Genomic DNA, 17,946 nt, shown 5'->3' with positions numbered 1-17,946 from the left:
CACGGCAGCTTCGGCATCAGCGCGGGCCGTTTCCCTGCTGCGCGTGCCTTCGCCGCCTGGTCAGTCGGCGGTAGCCGATGAGGGTGGCGGCTATGCCGACGAAGGCGAGGAAGTGCGCGGCCTTGCGTTCGTAGCGGCGGTGCAGGCGCCGGCGGCCGGCCAGCCAGGAGACTGTTCTTTCGACGACTCTTTCGACGACCCAGCGGTGGCGGCCCAGTCGGGTGGAGGGCTCAATGCCCTAGTACTCCAGCAGTGGTTTGTGTCTTGACCTGCGGTGATGCGGGATGGTGGGGAGGGTAGCGGGGTGTGGACGGTCAGGGGCCGGGTTCACGGGTTTTCCCCTCGCACGAGCGACTGCGACGCCGGCGAGGGTGCTGACCTGGGCAGATCTGTGGTGTGACGACGCACATTGCTCCTGATACCTGTTCATGGAACCAGCAGCTGACGGAACTCTTCACCAGCATCGGCCATCGTTTCGGGCGGGTGGACCTGCGCCGCCGGGCCCGGGACTACGTCCGCGCACTCCTCGCCCCCGTTGCCCGGAAGAACAGCTGGCAGCTGGCCGAATACGCAGGTCACCGTACTCCTGACGGTCTGCAGAACCTGCTGGGCCGCAGCTGCTGGGAACCCGACGACGTCCGTGACGACCTGCAGCACTACGTGGCTGAGCACCTCGGCCACCCTGGCGGCGTCCTGATCATCGATGACACCGGATTCCTCAAGAAGGGCACCACCTCGGCCGGCGTCCAGCGCCAGTACTCCGGCACTGCCGGACGCACCGAGAACTGCCAGATCGGGATCTTCGCCGCCTACGTCACCGACAGGGGCCGCGCATTGGTCGACCGGGAGCTGTACCTGCCGAAGTCCTGGACCGACGACCCGGCACGCTGCCGCGCGGCGAAAGTGCCCGAACAGCGGGACTTTGCCACCAAGCCTGCCCTGGCCCGGCACCTGGTCCTGCGCGCACTCGCCTCTCCGCTGCCGGTGTCCTGGGTGACCGCGGACGCCGCCTACGGGCAGGACAGCCGCTTCCGCCGCACCCTGGAACTGGCCGGGGTCGGCTACGTCGTCGCCGTCCCCAAATCCCAGTTCTCCCTGGCCGGACCCCGTATCGACACCGCCTTCGCCGACGCCCCACCCGAAGCCTGGCTGCGCCGCTCGTGCGGCAACGGCGCCAAGGGCCCGCGCGTCTACGACTGGGCGGCCGTCCGCCTGCGCCCGGTGGACGACTTCGACCGCATCGGCGACCAGATCGTCCTCCACCGCTGGGCACTCGCCCGCCGCAGCATCCACAAGCCCGACGAGATCGCCTACTACCTCGCCTGCGCGCCACCCGATGCCGGACCCGCAGACCTGATCCGGGTCGCCGGCAGCCGATGGGCGATTGAAGAGTGCTTCCAGGCGGCGAAGAACGAGTGCGGCCTGGACCAGTACGAAGTCCGCCGCTATGTGGGCTGGTACCGGCACATCACCCTGGCCATGCTCGCCCACGCGTTCCTCGCCGCTGTCACCGCACTCGAAGCCGAAAAAGGGGCGCCACTTGCGGGACGCCCGGGATCATTGCGCTCACAGTGGCAGAAGTACGAAGGCTCCTGGCACCTCGCCTACCCCGGCGCCGCCGCCACTGCGACCACGCGCTGGCATGGTCCCAGTGGCGCCGACAACGTCAGGCCGTCGCACGCCACTGCCACTACCAGCGTCGCAGTCGCTCGTGCGAGGGGAAAACCCGTGAACCCGGCCCCTGACCGTCCGCACCCCGCTACCCTCCCCACCATCCCGCATCACCGCAGGTCAAGACACAAACCACTGCTGGAGTACTAGTACTCCAGCCGTAGATCGTGATCTTGTGGGTGGGGGACGCCGCTGAGATGGGCGCGGCCACCGTTGACCGTCTGGACGAGATCGGCCGCGCCATCGGTGACATCCGTCGTGCTTCGCCTACTCAAGTCCACCGAGGCGAAGGGCATCCTCGATCTCGCCGAGCTTCGCGGACGGCAGGACGCCCGCCCGCCCGATCAGGTCTTCCCTGGTCAGGGTGACCAGCCAAGTGCAAGGGATGAGGCCGGGACGTGGAAGTGCGACTCTGAGAACGCCTTCGAGAGGCAGTCCTTCAGGGGCGCCTACTGTCACCTCAACGGCCAAGCCGCTGAGATCGGTGCCCGCGGGAGCGACAACCTGCATCGCCCGGAAACCGGACCCCTCTTCTCCGGAGAGCAGTACGACTGCCCTCCGCTCGTCGAAATCTGCCCACCAGACTTCGCCACGTCGCATATGTCCTCCTGACACGGACGGCGCGCCTGCAACGCCCCTTCGGTCGCCGCCTGCTCCAGCCACAGATCGTGAGGTTGGCTGGTCAGAGCCGGTGAGAAGATGGCTGCGTCCACCGCCGATCATCGGTGTGTGAAGACAGAGGATCCTGCGGTGGCCGCAGGTCACAGCGTAGGCCCTGCGGGCTGGCGGGATGTGTTCGAGGGACTGATGGGGCGGATCGCGGGCCGGTTCGCCCGGGTCGAACCCCGTTTTCGGGCACGGCAGTTGGTACTGGGGCTGCTTGCGGACCTGCCGCGCAAGAACTGCTGGACGATCGCCGAGCACGTCGGGAACGCCACTCCGGACGGGCCGCAGCACCTACTGGGGCGGGCGAAGTGGGACGCCGATCTGGTCCCTGACGACCTGCGCGAGTTCGTGCTGGAGCACCTGGCCGACGACGAGGCCGTGCTGGCGTCGGCGTGCAGCGGTATCCGGCTGGGTGACGGCCGCCGGTGGCCCCCCGCGCCCGGGTGCCAGGTTGCCTCCGCGGCGCCGGGCCGTCTCCGTGTTCGGGGCGGGGCCCGGCTCCTACGCCTACCCCGTCCACCGGCCCGGCCCGGGGGGTTACCGGTGTCCCCGGTGCTCGGCCCCCGCGGGGTGCATCCGCGACGGGACCGAGCCAATCGCCGAGCCCCCTACCCCGTCCACGGCGCATCCGCGAGCGGGGCACACCGGCGCCCCGGTTCCCGGCCCCCGTCGCGTGGCGTGTCCGCGGGGGCCGGGGTTCGGCGCCGGAGTGTGGCCTCCGGCGGTTAGCGCGTCCGCGATCGGGGCGGCCTGGCGCCGGGGCACGGCCCCTCGGTGATCGGGCGTGTCCGTGAGGAGGCTGGGCTTGTGGCGGGGCTCTGTCCCCCGTCCATCAGTCGCGTCCGCGAGCGGGCCGGTCTTGCCGCCGGGGTCCGTCCCGCGTTCACGGGGTGCGACGGCTGTCGGGGTGGCCCGGCGTCAGGGAGTCGTCTCCCGTTGGCCGAGCACGTCCGCGGTCGGGGCGCGATCGTGTCCCGCCGCGTGGTGGAGCGGGTATCGGCCGAGTCAGTTCCGCCGATGGCGCTACACCGCTCGACGGGTGCCGTGGGGCGGCGCGCCGGGTGCAGCCGGGCCGGCGGGTGGCTCGATGCAGGGGTGGGCGGGCGTGCGTGTGGTGGCCGGGTCGGGTGGGGCCTGCGCCAGGGGCGGCCGGAGCGGTCGGCGGCCCGGCGTCGGGGTGGGCGGCGCGGTGTCGGGGCGGCGGGCGTGCGCATGTGGGCCGGTTCGGGTGAGGGCCGGTGTCGGGGGTGGCCAGGGCGATCGGTGGGCCGGCGTCGGGGGTGGGGCGGTGTCGGGGTGGGCGTGCGTACGGGAGCCGGGTCGGGCGGGGCCTGCGTCGGGGGTGGCCGGGGCGGTCGGTGGGCCGGTGTCGGGGGTTGGGGCCGTGTCGGGGTGGGTGGGCGTACGTACGGGGGTGCGGCGTCGGGGTGTTGGAGCATTTGTCCCCCGGGGCCCTGCTGCCCGGCGTGTCAGGAGTGCGGGGCGTCGGGCTTGGGCGGCGATCTGTGCGGAGTTGGGCGGCGATCGGCCCTCGTATCGCGTCCGCACCGCAGGGCGCCCCACTGGCGCTGCCGCCCTGCGGCGATGCGCCTGCGGCTGCTCGCCGCCCCCGGGAGGGGACCCGCCGCGTGTCACAACCCGCGGTAACCCCTTGCCCGAACTCGGGCAAATCGCCCACCGGGGCCGAGTTTTGACCAGTTACGTGCGCGCGGGCCGGTCGGCCGCATCTGGCCCCCGTGGGGTGCCCAGTTTGCGTGTGACGGTGACGAACTCGCGATATCCCGCCCATCAAACCAGCCCAAAACACCCACCGGGGCCGAGTTTTGACCAGTTACGTGCGTGTCGGCGCTCCGGGCGCACGTGGTGGTGACGAACCCGCGGTAACTCACCCCCAAAACCGGACCAAATCGCCCACGGGGGTCGGGTTTCGCCCGCCGACGTGCACCCCGGCGGGCACCTGGCCGCGCCGGAGCCCGTGTGGTCCCCGGAGGGCGGTGTGGGCGGGCGCCGCGGGGCAGGAGCGGGTCCCGGGCGGCGGTGTGGGCGGGATGCGAGGGCCGATCGCCGCCAGCTCCGTGCCCATCGCCGACCAAGGCCGCTGCCCGGCGCTCCTGACACGCCGGGCAGCGAGGCCCCGGGGGACAAATGCTCCAACCCCCCGACGCCGCGCCGCCGTACGCACGGCCGCCCACCCCGACACCGGGCCGCCCACCCCGACGTCGGGTCGCCGGCCGCTCCGGCCGCCCCTGGCGCAGGCTCCCGACCCGGCCCGCCCGCCCACGGTCGCTCACCCCGACACCGCCCTGTCCCCCGACGCCGGGTCACCCGCCGCCCCCGGCCATCCCCGACGCGGGCCGTCCGTCGCCGTGTCCGCCGCGTACCGCCGCTCACCCCGGCACCGCTCGTTCCCCAGACGCGGTGCCACCCGCCGACCTGGCCGCCCCCGACGCAGGCCCCCCGTCACCGCAGCCCCTCACACGGCCGCACACCCCGGCTTCTTGCGGCCCCGGCTCCTCGCGGCGCGCCGGTCCCACTGGCCCGGTTCCCCGCGGCCCGGCTCCCTCCCCGGCTCACCCCCGCTCACCCCGGTCCCCGCCCACCGCGTGAGCGCCGGCCGCCGGGGGCACGGCCTCGTCGGCCCGCGTCGGCGCCGCGTACGGCGGCGTGCCCGCGGCGGCCCCCCGCGGGCACCCCGCAGCGCATCCCCCGCCCCCCGCCGCCCCCCCGGCGGGCGCTCCCGGCGGACCCCGCGCCGACCCCGCGGCGGACCCGCTGGCAGGCAAGGCGCGTTGTCGGCGGACGGGCATGTGCTCCGGTGTCGTCGTCCTCGGGCAGCTGCGACTGCCAACCCGACAGGCGGCGTAGCCGGGGTCGCACTCCAGGCAGGAGTCGCGCAGCGCCTGCTCCCAACTCATCGCGCACCGCACCGTACTTGCCGGACCTCGGTCGATACCGCACGAATCTCACTCACCCGGTGTGGCCCTCCGGGATGAGCGGACGCCTGGGGCAGCAGACGGCCGCCTTGGGCGACACCCCGCCGACGCACGCCCGCACGTCGGTACGCACGCACGCCCGCACGCCCCCAGCCGGAGTTGCAGCCGCGCATCCGGGGCGTCCGCAGGCACAGAGAGTCTGGTAATCGGGTGAGATAAGGATATTTATATGTTTTTCGGGTTATCACTCCAGCGAAATCGGTGTGGAGAGAGGTGACTCATGGGCTGGGCGAGGCGTGCGGTGGTCGGGGCGTGTGCCGTGGCGGTGGCGGTGGCCGGGTGTGCGGGCCCCGGGGGCGGCGGGCAGACCGGCGGCGGGGAGACCGGCCCCGGGACCGGCCCCGGGGCCGGGAAGGCGGACTCGCGGGGGGACGCGCCGGAGGGGCAAGGTCGGGGGGTGCGGCTCATCGGGGACGGGTCGACCGCCTGGACCGGGGCGCAGCCCCGGCAGCCGCGGGTGCGGCGACTGGCCGACGGGGAGAAGCCGCCGCAGTTCGTCGTGTTCTCGTGGGACGGTGCCGGCGAGGTCGGCGACGGGCTCTTCGCGCACTTCCGCGAGGTCGGGCGGAAGTACGACGCCGCCATGACGTACTTCCTCTCCGGCATCTACGTCCTCCCCGAGTCCAAGCGCTCCCTGTACGAGCCTCCCGGCCACGCCCCCGGCGCCTCCGACATCGGCCTGCTCAGTGACGCGCACATCAAGGAGACCGTCGAGCAGGTCCGCGGGGCCTGGCTCGACGGCAGCGAGATCGGCACCCACTTCAACGGCCACTTCTGCGGCCCGACCGGCGTCGCGAGCTGGTCGAAGGAGGAGTGGAAGAGCGAGATCGCGCAGGCGAAGCGGTTCGTGCAGCGGTGGAAGACCCACACCGGCCTGCACGACGCCGAACCGCTGCCCTTCGACTACGAACGTGAGCTGACCGGCGCCCGCACCCCCTGCCTCGAAGGGCGCGAGAACCTTCGCGCCGCCGCCCGCGAGCTGGGCTGGCGGTACGACTCCAGCGGCGTCAGCGAGCAGGTGTGGCCGTCGAGGACGGACGGGCTGTGGGATCTGTCGATGCAGCTCGTGCCGTACCCGGGCAGCGACCGCGAGGAGCTGGCCATGGACTACAACTTCAAGGTCAACCCGCTCACCACCCCCGCCAACGCCGAGGCCAACATGCGCGACTCGCTGCTCGCCGGCTTCGAGCGCGCCTACACCGGCAACCGCGCGCCGCTGATCATCGGCAACCACTTCGAGACCTGGCACGACGGCGCGTACATGCGCGCGGTCGAGGAGACGATCAAGGAGGTCTGCCCGCGCGAGGACGTGCGGTGCGTGTCCTTCCGGCAGCTCGCCGACTGGCTCGACGCGCAGGATCCGCGGACGCTCGCGAAGCTGCGCCGGCTCCAGGTGGGCCAGGCGCCCAAGGCGGGGTGGGAGCGGTACCTCTGAGGGGCTGCCGGGCCCGGCGGCCGCCGGGCCCGGTTCAGGTGTGCAGGCTCAGGCCCTTGACCGTACGGTCCACCGCGTTCCGCGGGCCGTACACCGCGAGCCCCGCCAGCGACAGGTCCCCGGCGCCGACGTCGCGCACCGCCGCGCGGTTGTCGTCGTCGTTGCCGGTGGCGAAGAGCTCGTCGGTGTAGACGGCGGTGGCCAGGCCGCGGGACAGGGCCCGGCCGTGGGTACGGGTCAGGCCGGCGGCGTCGGCGGCGAAGGCGAGGACGGGCTCGCGGAACATCGGCAGGTATGTGTTGCCGGAGGCGTCCTCGTACGGCTTGCCCATGATGTCGTCGGCGGCGTGGGCGACGCCGCTGCACAGGAAGGCCGTGACGTTCAGCCGCTGCCAGGTGGCCAGGTCGTGCCGTACGATCACGGCGATCTTGGTGTCGAAGCGCATGCCGCCACCCTCCCCCCGACCGGCCCGCCGCGGTCTTGAACGCTCGTGCGGCACCATGGAGGGCGTGAGCGACTGGGTCTCGTACTGGCGGGACGCGCAGCGGCCGGTGGAGGCGATGCGCGCCCACTTCGAGGAGCACGTCTTCCATCCCCACAGCCACGAGGCGTACTCCTTCGGCCTCACCGAGACCGGCGCCCAGCGCTTCGTCTGCCGCGGCGGCTCGCACACCTCCGCCGCCGGCCTCGTCATGGCCTTCAACCCCGACGACCCGCACGACGGCGAGTCCGCGACCGAGCTGGGCTTCACCTACCGGATGGTGCACATCGGCCCCGACGTCGTACGGGAGGTCCTCGCGGACGTCGGCGGGCCGGGCCGCGCCGCCGCCCTGCCGCTGTTCGCCGACCCCGTGCACCGCGACCCGCCGCTGTGGCGGGCCCTGCTGGGGCTGCACGCCGCGCTCACGGAGGGGGCCGGCCCGCTGGTGCGCGACGAGCGGCTGACCGCCGCCGTCGCGGCGATGGTCCGCCGCGCCGCGACCGCCCCGCCCCCCGCCCGTACGCTGCGCCCCGGCGGCGCGCGGTCCGCCGCCGCGCGGCGGGCGCGGGCGCTGCTGGCGGAGCGGTACGCCGAGGAGGTCCCGGCGGCGGAGCTGGCGGCGGCGGCCGGGTGCAGCCGGTACGCGCTGTACCGGGCGTTCCGCGCGGAGTACGGCATGTCGCCCAGCGACCTGCAACGCCTCCTCCGCCTCCGCGACGCCCGGCGCCGGCTGACGGCGGGGGCGAGCGGGGCGGAGGCCGCGGCGGCGGCGGGGTTCGCGGACCAGAGCCACCTGCACCGGTGGTTCGTGCGGAGCTACGGCATCACCCCGGGCGAGTTCGCCCTCGCCGGCCGGGGCCGCTGAGCCCGGTCGGCCGCGCCGCGTGCTCAGGTGACCTTCCAGAGGGCCACCCGGGTCGGCAGGGCGCCGGCGACCAGCTTGCCGTCGGGGCTGAAGGAGAGGGAGGACGGCTTCGCGGACGCGTCCCCGTCCGTCCGCGTGTGCCGGCCGTCGAGGCTGCCGCCGGGTTTCCAGGTCGCGGTGGACCAGAGCCCGATGTCGCCGCCCGTCTCGGCGACCGCCAGCAGCGTGCTGTCCGGGCTGAACGCCAGGCTGCTCCCGGTGGCCGCGAGGGTCGTGATCTCCTTGCGGTCCGCGGGGCGCCACACCTTGAGCCCGTCCCCGGTGAAGGCGGCGAGCATCCTGCCGTCCGGGCTGAGACGGAGGGAATCCGGGCCCTCCCCGGCCTGTGCTCCCCGGACGGTGGCGGTGACCTTTCGTCGCCGTACGTCCCAGAAGCGCAGCTTCCCGGTGTTCGTGGACGCGATGAGGGTACGGCCGTCCCGGGTGAACACCAGGCCCGTCAGCGCCCCGGTGCCCGAGACGTCAACCCGGCCGACGGGGTCGACGAGGGTGGCGACCCTCTCGTGGGACGCGGCGTCCCACAGCGTGATCGTGGCCTCCGTACCGAAGGCCAGGGTCCTGCCGTCAGGGGTGAACGCCAGCGAGTGGCCCAGCGGGGAGTTCCGCTGGCTCTCGGGCACGTCGAGTTCGGCCGTCCTCGTGCGGGCCGGGACGTCCCACAGCCGGACCGACGAGTTGTGGACGACGGCGGCGAGGAGTGCGCCGTCGGGGCTGAACGCCACCTCGCTGGAGACGTCCGCCTCGTCCCCGACGGGCTCTCTGAGGACGGCCGCGACCTCCAGGGTGGGACTGTCCCACAGGGCCACGCCCCCCAGCCTGTCACTGCCCGCGATCAGTCCCCCTTTCGGGCTGAACTCCGCCGACGCCAGCAAGGCGGGTTCCCACTCGCCGGACACCGCAGATCCGGTGGAAGCCCCGGCGGAGGAGCCGGAGAGCCGGTCCGCGGCGAGCGGGACGGCGACGGCGGCCGCGGCCGCGCCCAGGCCGCCGAGCAGGAGCGTACGGCGGCGGGGGCGCCGCCGGGCCGGGGCACCGGCCGCCAGTACGACGGGCGGCGGAACCGGCCGCGCCGGCGGCGTCGCGTACGGGGCCGCGGCCGGCCCGCCCGCGGCCGGCGCCGTCTCGGTACGCGGGTCCGCGGCACCGCGGCCCGCTGACGGCGGCCCGGGGGCCGGCGCCCGGCCGTTGCCCGGCGCGGCCGGGCGCGGGTCCCCGCCCCGGTCCCCGGCCGCGCCGGGCACGAGGCCCCCCGCCGCGGGCCCGGTGCGTACGACCGTCGCCGTCCCGGTCTCCACCACCACGTCCCCGCCCCCGGGGAGTCCGAGGACCCGCGCGACCTCGGCATGCTGCGCGTCGATCAGCGCGTGTACGCCGGCGGGCCAGGGCCGTACGGACGGGCCGAGCCGGCCGAGGGCCGCCAGCAGCTCCTCCGGGGTGGGCCGCCCGGACGGGTCCTTGGCCAGGCAGCGTGCGACCGGATCCCGCAGCCGGTCCGGCAGCGGCGCGAGGTCGGGTTCGGTGTGCACGATGTTGTAGAGGGTCTGCGGCGCGGCCGGGCCGGCGAACGGGTTCCGCCCGGTGCACGCCTGGACCAGCACCGTGCCGAGCGCGAACACGTCGCCGGCCGCCGTGACGTCACGGCCCTCCGCCTGCTCCGGGGACATGAAGGCGGGGGAGCCGACCAGCCAGCCCGTGCGGGTGATCTCGGTGCCGCCCTCGCCGTCCGCGGCCCGGGCGATGCCGAAGTCGATGACCCGCGGCCCGTCGGCGGCGAGCAGCACGTTGGACGGCTTGAGGTCGCGGTGGACGAGCCCGGCCCGGTGTATCCCCGCCAGGGCGGCGGCCAGCCCCGCGGCCAGCCGCACCGCCGCACCGGCCGGCAACGGACCCGTCCGCGCCACCACGTCGTCCAGCGACGGCCCCGGCACGAACACGGACGCCAGCCACGGCAGCGGCGCGTCCGCGTCGGCGTCCACCACGGCGGCCGTGTACGCCCCGGACACCCTGCGGGACGCCGCCACCTCGCGCCGGAACCGGGTACGGAACCCGTCGTCCGCCACGAACTCGGGGCGCACCACTTTCACCGCGGCCAGCCGCCCGTCCGGCGCGACGCCGAGCAGCACCCGCCCCATGCCGCCCTGCCCCAGCTCGGCCACCAGCCGGTACGGCCCGGCCGCCGGCCGGTCCGCCTCCCCCAACAGGTCCATCGGCGCCTTCCGACTCGTCCGGTGCCGCGGCACAACTCCAGCCCCGGGTCCGCTGCTTGCGCGTGTGCAGAGGCACATCGTCGCGCTCGGAGCCCCGAAGCGCGAGTCCGCCGGGGACCCGTACCCCGCCGCGGGCCGTCGGTGCCGAGCCCGGCCGCACCGCGTGCTCAGGGCAGCCGGAACGGGTTCCTGCTCACCTTTTTTCCCTGCCGGGCAAGTGCGCGCTTCGTGCTGTGCATCGTCAGCAGTGTGGCGATTCCGGAGCACACTCCGACTCCGACTCCGATCAGTGTCGTCTCCGTGCTCTTGCCGATGACCACGACGAGGAATGCGAAGGTGGTGATCCACATCTGTACCACCACCATTTTCGCCTGCTTCATTCCGCCCCCTACCCCACACCTTCCCGGGACGTGACGATCAGCCATATGCCCAGGAGCAGCACCCCGACGGTCTGGGCCTGCATGCGCTTCTTGACGTTCTTCGGTACGTAATCCTGGAGATTTCCGCCATGCTTCTTCTGGGCCTGTTCCGCCTTGTCCATTTCCTTGCTGCTGCCTGCCACGACGAGTGTCGGCGACAGCATCACCCAGACGTATCCCGCCCAGAAAAGCTCTTCGGAAGCGTCGGCGCTCACGCCGATGAACACCGATCCGATAAATGCAAGCACCGGGTAGGCGTACGCAATGACTTTCTCGATCGTTCTCGACGTCGTGCCCCATCTGGGAAAGCAAACCAGGTGTGTAAGGATTGCCAATACCGTCAGAATCCACCAGCCCTCAAGGGGGATGTCGGACGATGTGGGTAACCAGGACATGAATGGTCTCCGCTCGGCGGACGGCAGGGGCCTCAGCCTACTCGGGCGGAGGCCCCGCCGCCAGCGGTCTTACGAGAACAGGTCAGTGATGAGGGACTTTCCTCCTTCGTACATGTCGTCCACGACACTCACGCTGCTCCAGACCGAATAGGCTCCGGCGCCCAGGTTCCCCACGGCGTCGACGAGTTCCCTCGTCAGGCCGTCTATCTCCAGGTCCGGTATGCGGTTCAGGTAGGATTTCCAGAACAGTCCCTGTCCCGTGAGAATGGCAGCGAACGCCATTCCTGGAATCGCCTCGCCGAATTTGCCGAGCTCCGTACCGATAGCCACCAGCGCGGTTCCGCCGAGTGTGATCCCCCAGGACCCGATGGACAGCCAAGGAATGGCGAAGTGGGCTCTCGGATAGAACGCGAACAGGCCGGCAAGGAGCGCGGCGCCCCCGCTCACTATCGAGACCACCTTGAGCCAGTCGATACCGCCGGGCCCGCCGCCGATCTCGTCCGGATCGTCGTTGATCTTGTCGTTGTCCGGGTTGTCGGACGGGTCCCGGCCGGCGGCCTCGTCCCCGAGGGCCTTCTCCACCGCGTCGGCCACCCGTTGCGTCTGCTCCTCCAGGTACTTCGCCACCGCGGCGCGCTGTGCGTCACGGGCCGCGGCCTGCGCGGCCGCCGCGTCCTTGCCGGCGGCGATCGCGTCCGCGTACGCCCGTGACGCCGCCTGCTTCGCGCTCCACGCGGCATTGCTGGCGTACCTCGCGGACGCCATCGCCTGGTTCGCGTAGTAGTTCGCCTTGCGGCTGGCCTGCCGCGCGGTGGCCGCCGCGCTCCGGGCCTGTGCCGCGGACTTGTACGCCGCGTCGGCCGACACCTCCGCCTGGTTGGCCGATTGCAGTGCCGCCCGGGCGTAGTCCGCCGCCTTGTCCGCCGCGTTGTCCGCCTTCTCCGCCCACTGCTGGGCCTCGGCGGCGGCCTGGCGGGCCTCGGCGGCGGCCTTCTGCGCCTGGCAGGCTTCCCGCTGCGCCCGGGCGGCGACCTCGGCGGCCTGGTTGATCAGGGTTCTGACCGCCAGGGTGTGCGCCTCGGAGTCCGCGTCGAGTGTGGCGGCCTTGGGGCCGACACGTTCGAGGAAGGAGCGGCACATCCACGCGGGTCCGTCCAGGGCCGCCTGCGCGGCCGCCCGGTACCAGGGGCCGCCCTGGGGGAGCGAGGCCAGGATCGTCACGCGGTCGTCTTCGAGCAGGGCCGCCGGATACCCGGTGATGAGGAAGTCGTGCAGGGCCCTGGCGCTGCCGTCGTCGAGCACCTTGTTGCCCGCGGCGGTGACCGCCTTGCCGGCGCCGTCGAGCAGCCTCAGGATCTGGACGCGGTTGTCCTCGGCCTGCACTTCGTAGGCGCCCGTGGTCAGGAACGCGGTGATCTGCGCAGGGTCGCCGGTGTCGAGCGCTGCCTGGGCGGCCTGGGCCAGTTTGCTGGGGCCGCCGGAGGCCAGTGCGACGACCTTGTCCCGGTCGTCGAGTTGCTGCGCGGCGACGCGCGCGGTGTCGAGCCACGCGGTCACGTCGGCGTCGGTTCCGGAGAGCGCGGCGTCCGCGGCGTCCCCGGTCCACACCCCGGTGTCCTGCTGGATCAGGCTCAGGGCCGCGCGGCGGCCCAGCGCCGCCCGCTTGCCGGGGTCGGTCTCCGCGGCGGCGCCGGCGAGCAGTTCGGTGGTCTCCTGTGCCAGCGCCGCGGCCTGGGTCTGCGCCCGGGACGCCTCCGCGCGGGCGATGTCGTCCTGGGCCTTGAGCTCCGCGGCGTCGTGCAGGGACTGTTCCGCTTCCGCCTGGAGCTGTTCCGCTTCGCTGGCGCGGGCGACCTTCTCGATCTCGACGGCCCTGTTGACGGCGTCCGTGGCGTTGTCGGCGGCCTCGGTGGCGGCGTTGGCGTGCTCGGTCGACTTCTTCGCGTACTCGATGGCCTGGCCGGCGTGCTCGGCGGCGTCCTCGGCGAACGCGGCGGCCCTGTCGGCGTGCACGGCGGCGCGGACGGCCGCGTCGCGCGAGTCCCTGGCGGCGGCCGCCGCCTTGTGGGCCAGGGCGATGGCGCGGTCGGCCGCGCTGGTCGCGGTCGCGGCGGCGCGGCTGGCCACGGCGGCGGCCGCGCGCGCCTCCCGGGCCTTCGCGGCGGAGACCCCGGAGTAGGCGGCGGCGGCCGAGGCGGCCTGGGCGGCGACCGCGGCGTCGCGTCCGGCGGCGGCGGCGGACGAGGCGGCCCCGGCGGCTTCGTCCGTCGCCTGCGCGGCGCTGTCGGCGGCGCTCGCGGCGGTGCGGGCGTTCCGCGCGGCGTCCCGGGCGGCCTCGGCCGCCCTGCGGGCCGCGGAGGCGCGGTCGGCGTGCTTGGAGGCGGAGGTGGCGGCCCGGTTGGCGACCGAGGCCGCCCGCCCGGCGGCGGCGGCCGCGGATGCCGCCGCGCCGCCGCCGAGGCGGCGCGGCGGGAGGCGGCCACCGCCGTCGCCGCGGCGCCGATGGCCACCCGGGCGGCGCGGGCGGCCCCGGAGGCGGCCGAGGCGGCGCGGCCGGCGGCGGCGGAGGCCTTGGCGGCATCGCCCTGGGCCGCCTCGGTTTCCCGCTGTGCGTTCTGCGCGGCCTCCTTCGCCAGCCGTGCCGCTTCCTTCGCCTGTGTCGACGCCTTCTTCGCGGCCTTGGTCTCGGCGTGTGCGCGCTTGCCCTCGGTCTCCGCGAGCTTGGCCAGCTCGGTGATGGACATCATCTCTTCGTCCCGGGCCCGGGCGATGTGCTGTCCGGTCTCCAGGAACCAGGCGACGTCGCCGGCGGTCCCGGCCATGGCGCGGTCGGCGGCCTTCTGCAGCTCGGGGCCGCCCGCGTTCATGATCGTCAGCAGTTCGACGCGGTCGTCCTCCAGCTGGGCGATGTACCGCCCGGAGGTGAGGAAGTCCTCCAGTACGGTCGCGGTGCCGTCGTCGAGGGCCTTCTGGCCCTCCCGCTTCACGGCGGTGCCGCCGCGGTCCATCATCGTCAGCACCGCCACCCGGCGGTCCTCCGCGAGCGGGGCCTCGAAGCCGGTGGTGACGAAGGTGTGCAGCTCCTCGGGGGTGCCGGACAGGGCGGTCTGGGCGGCGGCGTAGACGCCTCGGCCGGCGATGGGCAGCATCGTGAACACCGCGACCCGCTCGTCCTCGGTCCGCAGCCTGCCGAGGTCGTTCGCGAGGAATCCCGCGACGTCCGCGTCACTGCCCAGCAGTGCGCGGCTCGCCCCCTCCCGGGTGCCCCGTCCGCCCGTCCGCCAGGCTTCGAGCACTCTGCCCCGGTCGGTCAGCGGGGCGCCGCCGCCGGCGGCGAAGGACGGGCGGAGACCCGCGAGGGAGCCGATGGCTACCGCGGCGGTTCCGGAGGCGACGGTACGGAGAAAGGCTCTTCGGTTCCATAACCTCGTGTGCGCGACTGTCATCGTTGCCACCTTTCTGGTTTCGCTGCGGAGGCGTACTGGAGGCTTACACGGGGTGCGGGAATTAATCCAGAGGGGCCCTGGAGTGCGCCACTGTTACCTCTTTCGACAGGGGGTGGCGGCATACTCGCTGGTGAAAGTGATGGCGCTGTCCGAGGTGTCCGAATTACTCATTCGAGGGCTGTTATCGACTCGTAATGTGACAGTTTTCTGCTGTGATATACGCCACACAGAACAGGGGTGAAATGCGGGAATCATAGGCATTTGCCTGGTGGACAGGCAGGTGATCGAGGGCTACAAATGGCGTAGTCACCGGGCCCCCACTGATTGCCGTGTCACCCGACTGGCCGAGCCTGGAGTGGAATCCCTTTTCCGACTGACCTGCCCTCGGGAACCCCTGCCCACACGATCGGCGTGAGCCTTCCCTTCTCCTGGTCAGCCCCCCACGATCTTTCGGCTCCGCAGTTCCGGCTGCGGCATGGAATTCGCCATGCCCGGTGGCGCCCTGCCCAATTTCGAGAGGGGAATCGATGAGCTTGGTCAGACGCACCCTGGCAGCGGTCGGCATCGCGGTGCTGGCAGCCGTGGCCGCATGGGCGACCGCCGCGCCCGGGGAGCCGGGGCAGGTGGCGCCGGCCGCCGCCGGCACGCCCGCCTACGCGGTGGAGGACTTCAACTACCCGCAGGCGGACAAGATCCATCAGGAGACCGGCATCCTCCTCAAGCGCGGGGACGGACACATCACGCTGGTCGACTGCGCCACCACCACGGCCAACGTGCTGGAGGTCTACGCCCGCGGCAACGCGGGCCCGTCGTGTTTCCGGGTCACGGGTGACGGCGGCTTCCTCACCCTGGAGATGAAGTCGGTGTACGGCATCCGCGGCAACGACTACACCACCGAGGTCGACATGACCGTGGACACCGAGAAGAAGACCTACGACATCGACACCAACGCCTGGACGCCCGTGGGGGAGAGCACCGACCCCGACGCACGTGACCACCTGCTCGTGGAGATCCGCAGCACCAAGTAGCCGGGCGGGCCGGCCCGTCCACGTCACCTCTGCTCCTTCCACCCGAGGAACGCCCATGCAAGAAAGACACAAGCCCCGCCGTGCCCGGCTCACCGCAGCCGTCACGGCCGCCGCGGCGGTGATCACCGCCGCCACGGTCGCCGCGCCCGCCCAGGCGGTGGTCGGCACCGCCGAGTCCGGCGACACCTACGCCTTCACCGCCCGGCTGGACATCGGCGACGGCCAGCGGGCCTGCTCCGGTGCCCTGGTCGACAGCCGGTGGCTGCTCACCGCCGCGAGCTGCTTCGCCGAGGACCCGGCCGCCGGCCTCCAGGTGCCCGCGGGCAAGCCCGGGCTCAAGACGGTCGCCACCGTCGGCCGCACCGACCTGACCACCACCGGCGGACAGGTCCGCGAGGTGGTCGAGCTGGTCCCGCACGGCGACCGCGACCTCCTGCTGGCCCGGCTCGCCCGGCCGGTCACCACCGTCAGCCCCGTCCCCCTCGCCACCACGGCCCCGGCGGCCGGAGAGCCGCTGACGGTCACCGGCTACGGCCGGACAGCCGACGAGTGGGCGCCGGTCGAGCTGCACAGCGGCTCGTTCACCGTGGACGGGGTCGCCGGCGCCGACGTCTCGATCACCGGCGAGGGCGGTGCCGCGGTCTGCGCCGGCGACACCGGCGGGCCGGCCCTCCGGAGCGACGGCGGCGCGGTCGAGCTGGCCGCCGTCAGCAGCCGTTCCTTCCAGGGCGGCTGCTTCGGCACCGACGCGTCCGTGACCGACACCGGTGCGCTCAGCGCCCGCACGGACGACGTCCTGCCCTGGATCCACGGCACCGTACAGGCCGCCTCCGTCACCGACTTCAACTGCGACGGTGCGCCGGACCTGGCTGCCGGCGACCCGAAGGCGACCGTGGGCGGCCACGCCAACGCCGGTCTCGTCCGCGTCGTCCACGGCGACGGCAAGGGGACGGCGGAGATCCACCAGGGCCAGGAGGCGGTGCCGGGCGGGGCCCAGGCCAACGACTGGTTCGGCGAGGAGCTGGCCGTCTTCGACCACGACCAGGACGGCTGCAGCGACCTGGCCGTGGGCATTCCGTCCGAGGACGTCGCGGGCGCGGTGGACACCGGCATGGTCACCATCCTCTACGGCTCCCGCGACGGGCTCGGGAAGGGGCGGGCGGCGCTCAGCCTGCTGGCGGGATCCGGGTCGGGGGCCATCCGCGGTTCGGCGGCCGAGGCCGGGGACCTGATGGGCCGGTCCCTGGCCGCGGGCACCACCGCCGCCGGTGAGCCGTTCCTGGTGATCGGCGTGCCCGGGGAGGACCTCGGTACGGTCGAGGACGCCGGCAGCGCCTTCTACGTGCACGGCACCACGAGCGTCGCGCTCAACCAGAGGAGTCCGGGCGTCACCGGGCCCGAGGAGAAGGGCGACCGGTTCGGCAGGTCCGTCACGGCCTCGGCGAACCACCTCGCCATCGGCGCGCCCGGGGAGGCCGCCGGCAGCAACGCCGATGCGGGCGCGATATGGATCTTCGATCACCGGCTGGACAACGGGCGCCCCACCTTCCGGATCATGATGGATCAGGCGACCGCACCCCTCAGCGGCGGGAACGGGGCCGGCGACCAGTTCGGCGCGGCCCTGGCGATGGTCCCCCACCGGCCCGCCACCGCCTCGTCCGCCACCGACTCGGTCATCGCCGTCGGCACCCCGGGCGAGGGGGTCACCGCGGGCGGCGTCGACCAGCAGGAGGCCGGCCGGGTGGTGACGCTCCGGATCGACGCGGCCGGCAACGTCAGCCGCCTCGCCAACATCCATCAGGGCCAGAGCGGCATCGCCGGCGAAGCCGAGGGGGGCGACCGGTTCGGCGCCGAGCTGGCGGCCGTCAACACCCGGCCCGGCGCGGTGGCCTCGGCCCGGGCCATGCTGCTGGCCGTCGGCGCACCCCGCGAGGACGTCGGCGGCGCCCAGGACGCCGGCACCGTCCAGGCGTTCTCCCTCCTGGGGGCGCCCGGCGACGCGGACGTGCCGGTCGGGCCGGGCACGCTCGGCATTCCCGGCGCGCCGGGCGCCGGTGAGCGCGTGGGGATGAGCCTCGCCGCGACCGGCGACGGGCTCTACCTCGGCCTGCCCTACGGCCCCGCCGCCCACGGTGCCGTGTACGCCCTGCCCTGGGCGAACGTCACCGACGGGGCGGCCGAACCGGTCACCACCCACCGGCCCGGCGCGAACGGCCTGCCCGCGGCCGGGGAGGCGTTCGGCTGGGCGGTCCAGTAACGGCGTGAGCCGGCGGCGGGGGC

10 protein-coding genes and 4 pseudogenes are annotated in these 17,946 nt (G+C 73.5%); 6 read left to right on the top strand and 8 right to left on the bottom strand.

Annotation, left to right across the window (positions count from 1 at the left end):
- Positions 1-16: 16 nt before the first annotated feature.
- Positions 17-226 (bottom strand): annotated as a pseudogene (locus ACHZ99_RS03675) (hypothetical protein); the annotation flags it as partial.
- A 182-nt stretch (positions 227-408) separates the two neighbouring features.
- Here ACHZ99_RS03675 and ACHZ99_RS03670 point away from each other — a divergent pair.
- Positions 409-1,533, top strand: a pseudogene (locus ACHZ99_RS03670) (IS701 family transposase); the annotation flags it as partial.
- 405 nt (positions 1,534-1,938) lie between these two features.
- Here ACHZ99_RS03670 and ACHZ99_RS03665 read toward each other — a convergent pair.
- Positions 1,939-2,271: a type II toxin-antitoxin system PemK/MazF family toxin gene (locus ACHZ99_RS03665; RefSeq protein WP_420302834.1), complete on the bottom strand. Its 333-nt coding sequence runs from the start codon at positions 2,269-2,271 to the stop codon at positions 1,939-1,941.
- 207 nt (positions 2,272-2,478) lie between these two features.
- Between ACHZ99_RS03665 and ACHZ99_RS03660 the strand changes: the two are divergent.
- A pseudogene (locus ACHZ99_RS03660) lies at positions 2,479-2,721 on the top strand (IS701 family transposase); the annotation flags it as partial.
- Positions 2,722-5,571: 2,850 nt separating this feature from the next.
- A complete protein-coding gene (locus tag ACHZ99_RS03655; protein WP_420303195.1) occupies positions 5,572-6,765 on the top strand; it encodes a hypothetical protein in 1,194 nt (397 codons plus the stop codon).
- A 34-nt stretch (positions 6,766-6,799) separates the two neighbouring features.
- On the opposite strand, the gene ACHZ99_RS03650 is transcribed toward ACHZ99_RS03655, so the two are convergent.
- Positions 6,800-7,210 carry a DUF2000 family protein gene (locus ACHZ99_RS03650; RefSeq protein WP_420302833.1) on the bottom strand — a complete coding sequence of 137 codons (411 nt, stop codon included), beginning with the start codon at positions 7,208-7,210 and terminating at the stop codon, positions 6,800-6,802.
- A gap of 55 nt (positions 7,211-7,265) precedes the next feature.
- Between ACHZ99_RS03650 and ACHZ99_RS03645 the strand changes: the two genes are divergently transcribed.
- Positions 7,266-8,111, top strand: coding sequence for an AraC family ligand binding domain-containing protein (locus tag ACHZ99_RS03645; protein WP_420302832.1), 846 nt, complete (start codon positions 7,266-7,268; stop codon positions 8,109-8,111).
- A 23-nt stretch (positions 8,112-8,134) separates the two neighbouring features.
- On the opposite strand, the gene ACHZ99_RS03640 is transcribed toward ACHZ99_RS03645, so the two are convergent.
- From ACHZ99_RS03640 to ACHZ99_RS03620, 5 genes and pseudogenes are all read right to left on the bottom strand, one after another.
- Positions 8,135-10,378, bottom strand: a complete 2,244-nt coding sequence (locus ACHZ99_RS03640; protein WP_420302831.1) for a WD40 repeat domain-containing serine/threonine protein kinase — start codon at positions 10,376-10,378, stop codon at positions 8,135-8,137.
- 167 nt (positions 10,379-10,545) lie between these two features.
- Entirely contained in the window at positions 10,546-10,758 is a 213-nt protein-coding gene (locus tag ACHZ99_RS03635) for a hypothetical protein (protein WP_420302830.1), read from the bottom strand.
- Positions 10,759-10,766: 8 nt separating this feature from the next.
- Complete coding sequence (locus ACHZ99_RS03630; RefSeq protein WP_420302829.1) at positions 10,767-11,192, bottom strand: hypothetical protein; 426 nt, start codon at positions 11,190-11,192, stop codon at positions 10,767-10,769.
- A 69-nt stretch (positions 11,193-11,261) separates the two neighbouring features.
- A complete protein-coding gene (locus ACHZ99_RS03625; protein ID WP_420302828.1) occupies positions 11,262-13,319 on the bottom strand; it encodes a hypothetical protein in 2,058 nt (685 codons plus the stop codon).
- A gap of 695 nt (positions 13,320-14,014) precedes the next feature.
- A pseudogene (locus ACHZ99_RS03620) lies at positions 14,015-14,638 on the bottom strand (ALF repeat-containing protein); the annotation flags it as partial.
- 527 nt (positions 14,639-15,165) lie between these two features.
- Between ACHZ99_RS03620 and ACHZ99_RS03615 the strand changes: the two are divergent.
- Both ACHZ99_RS03615 and ACHZ99_RS03610 read left to right on the top strand, forming a co-directional pair.
- Positions 15,166-15,666 carry a hypothetical protein gene (locus ACHZ99_RS03615; protein ID WP_420302827.1) on the top strand — a complete coding sequence of 167 codons (501 nt, stop codon included), beginning with the start codon at positions 15,166-15,168 and terminating at the stop codon, positions 15,664-15,666.
- Positions 15,667-15,721: 55 nt separating this feature from the next.
- A complete protein-coding gene (locus ACHZ99_RS03610; protein WP_420302826.1) occupies positions 15,722-17,923 on the top strand; it encodes a S1 family peptidase in 2,202 nt (733 codons plus the stop codon).
- Positions 17,924-17,946: the final 23 nt, after the last annotated feature.

Source organism: Streptomyces sp. MAR4 CNX-425 (assembly GCF_048656465.1).
Lineage (GTDB): Bacteria > Actinomycetota > Actinomycetes > Streptomycetales > Streptomycetaceae > Streptomyces.
The sequence above is the reverse complement of the archived record's forward strand: the minus strand, read 5'-3'. Positions and strand labels throughout refer to the sequence as shown.

What these genes read in the sequence shown, in the direction of transcription:
- ACHZ99_RS03630 (WP_420302829.1), bottom strand. Translation starts at nt 11,192, where the DNA reads ATGTCCTGGTTACCCACATCGTCCGACATCCCCCTTGAGGGCTGGTGG.
- ACHZ99_RS03645 (WP_420302832.1), top strand. Translation starts at nt 7,266, where the DNA reads ATGGAGGGCGTGAGCGACTGGGTCTCGTACTGGCGGGACGCGCAGCGG.
- ACHZ99_RS03635 (WP_420302830.1), bottom strand. Translation starts at nt 10,758, where the DNA reads ATGAAGCAGGCGAAAATGGTGGTGGTACAGATGTGGATCACCACCTTC.
- ACHZ99_RS03610 (WP_420302826.1), top strand. Translation starts at nt 15,722, where the DNA reads ATGCAAGAAAGACACAAGCCCCGCCGTGCCCGGCTCACCGCAGCCGTC.
- ACHZ99_RS03615 (WP_420302827.1), top strand. Translation starts at nt 15,166, where the DNA reads ATGAGCTTGGTCAGACGCACCCTGGCAGCGGTCGGCATCGCGGTGCTG.
- ACHZ99_RS03640 (WP_420302831.1), bottom strand. Translation starts at nt 10,378, where the DNA reads ATGGACCTGTTGGGGGAGGCGGACCGGCCGGCGGCCGGGCCGTACCGG.
- ACHZ99_RS03665 (WP_420302834.1), bottom strand. Translation starts at nt 2,271, where the DNA reads ATGCGACGTGGCGAAGTCTGGTGGGCAGATTTCGACGAGCGGAGGGCA.
- ACHZ99_RS03650 (WP_420302833.1), bottom strand. Translation starts at nt 7,210, where the DNA reads ATGCGCTTCGACACCAAGATCGCCGTGATCGTACGGCACGACCTGGCC.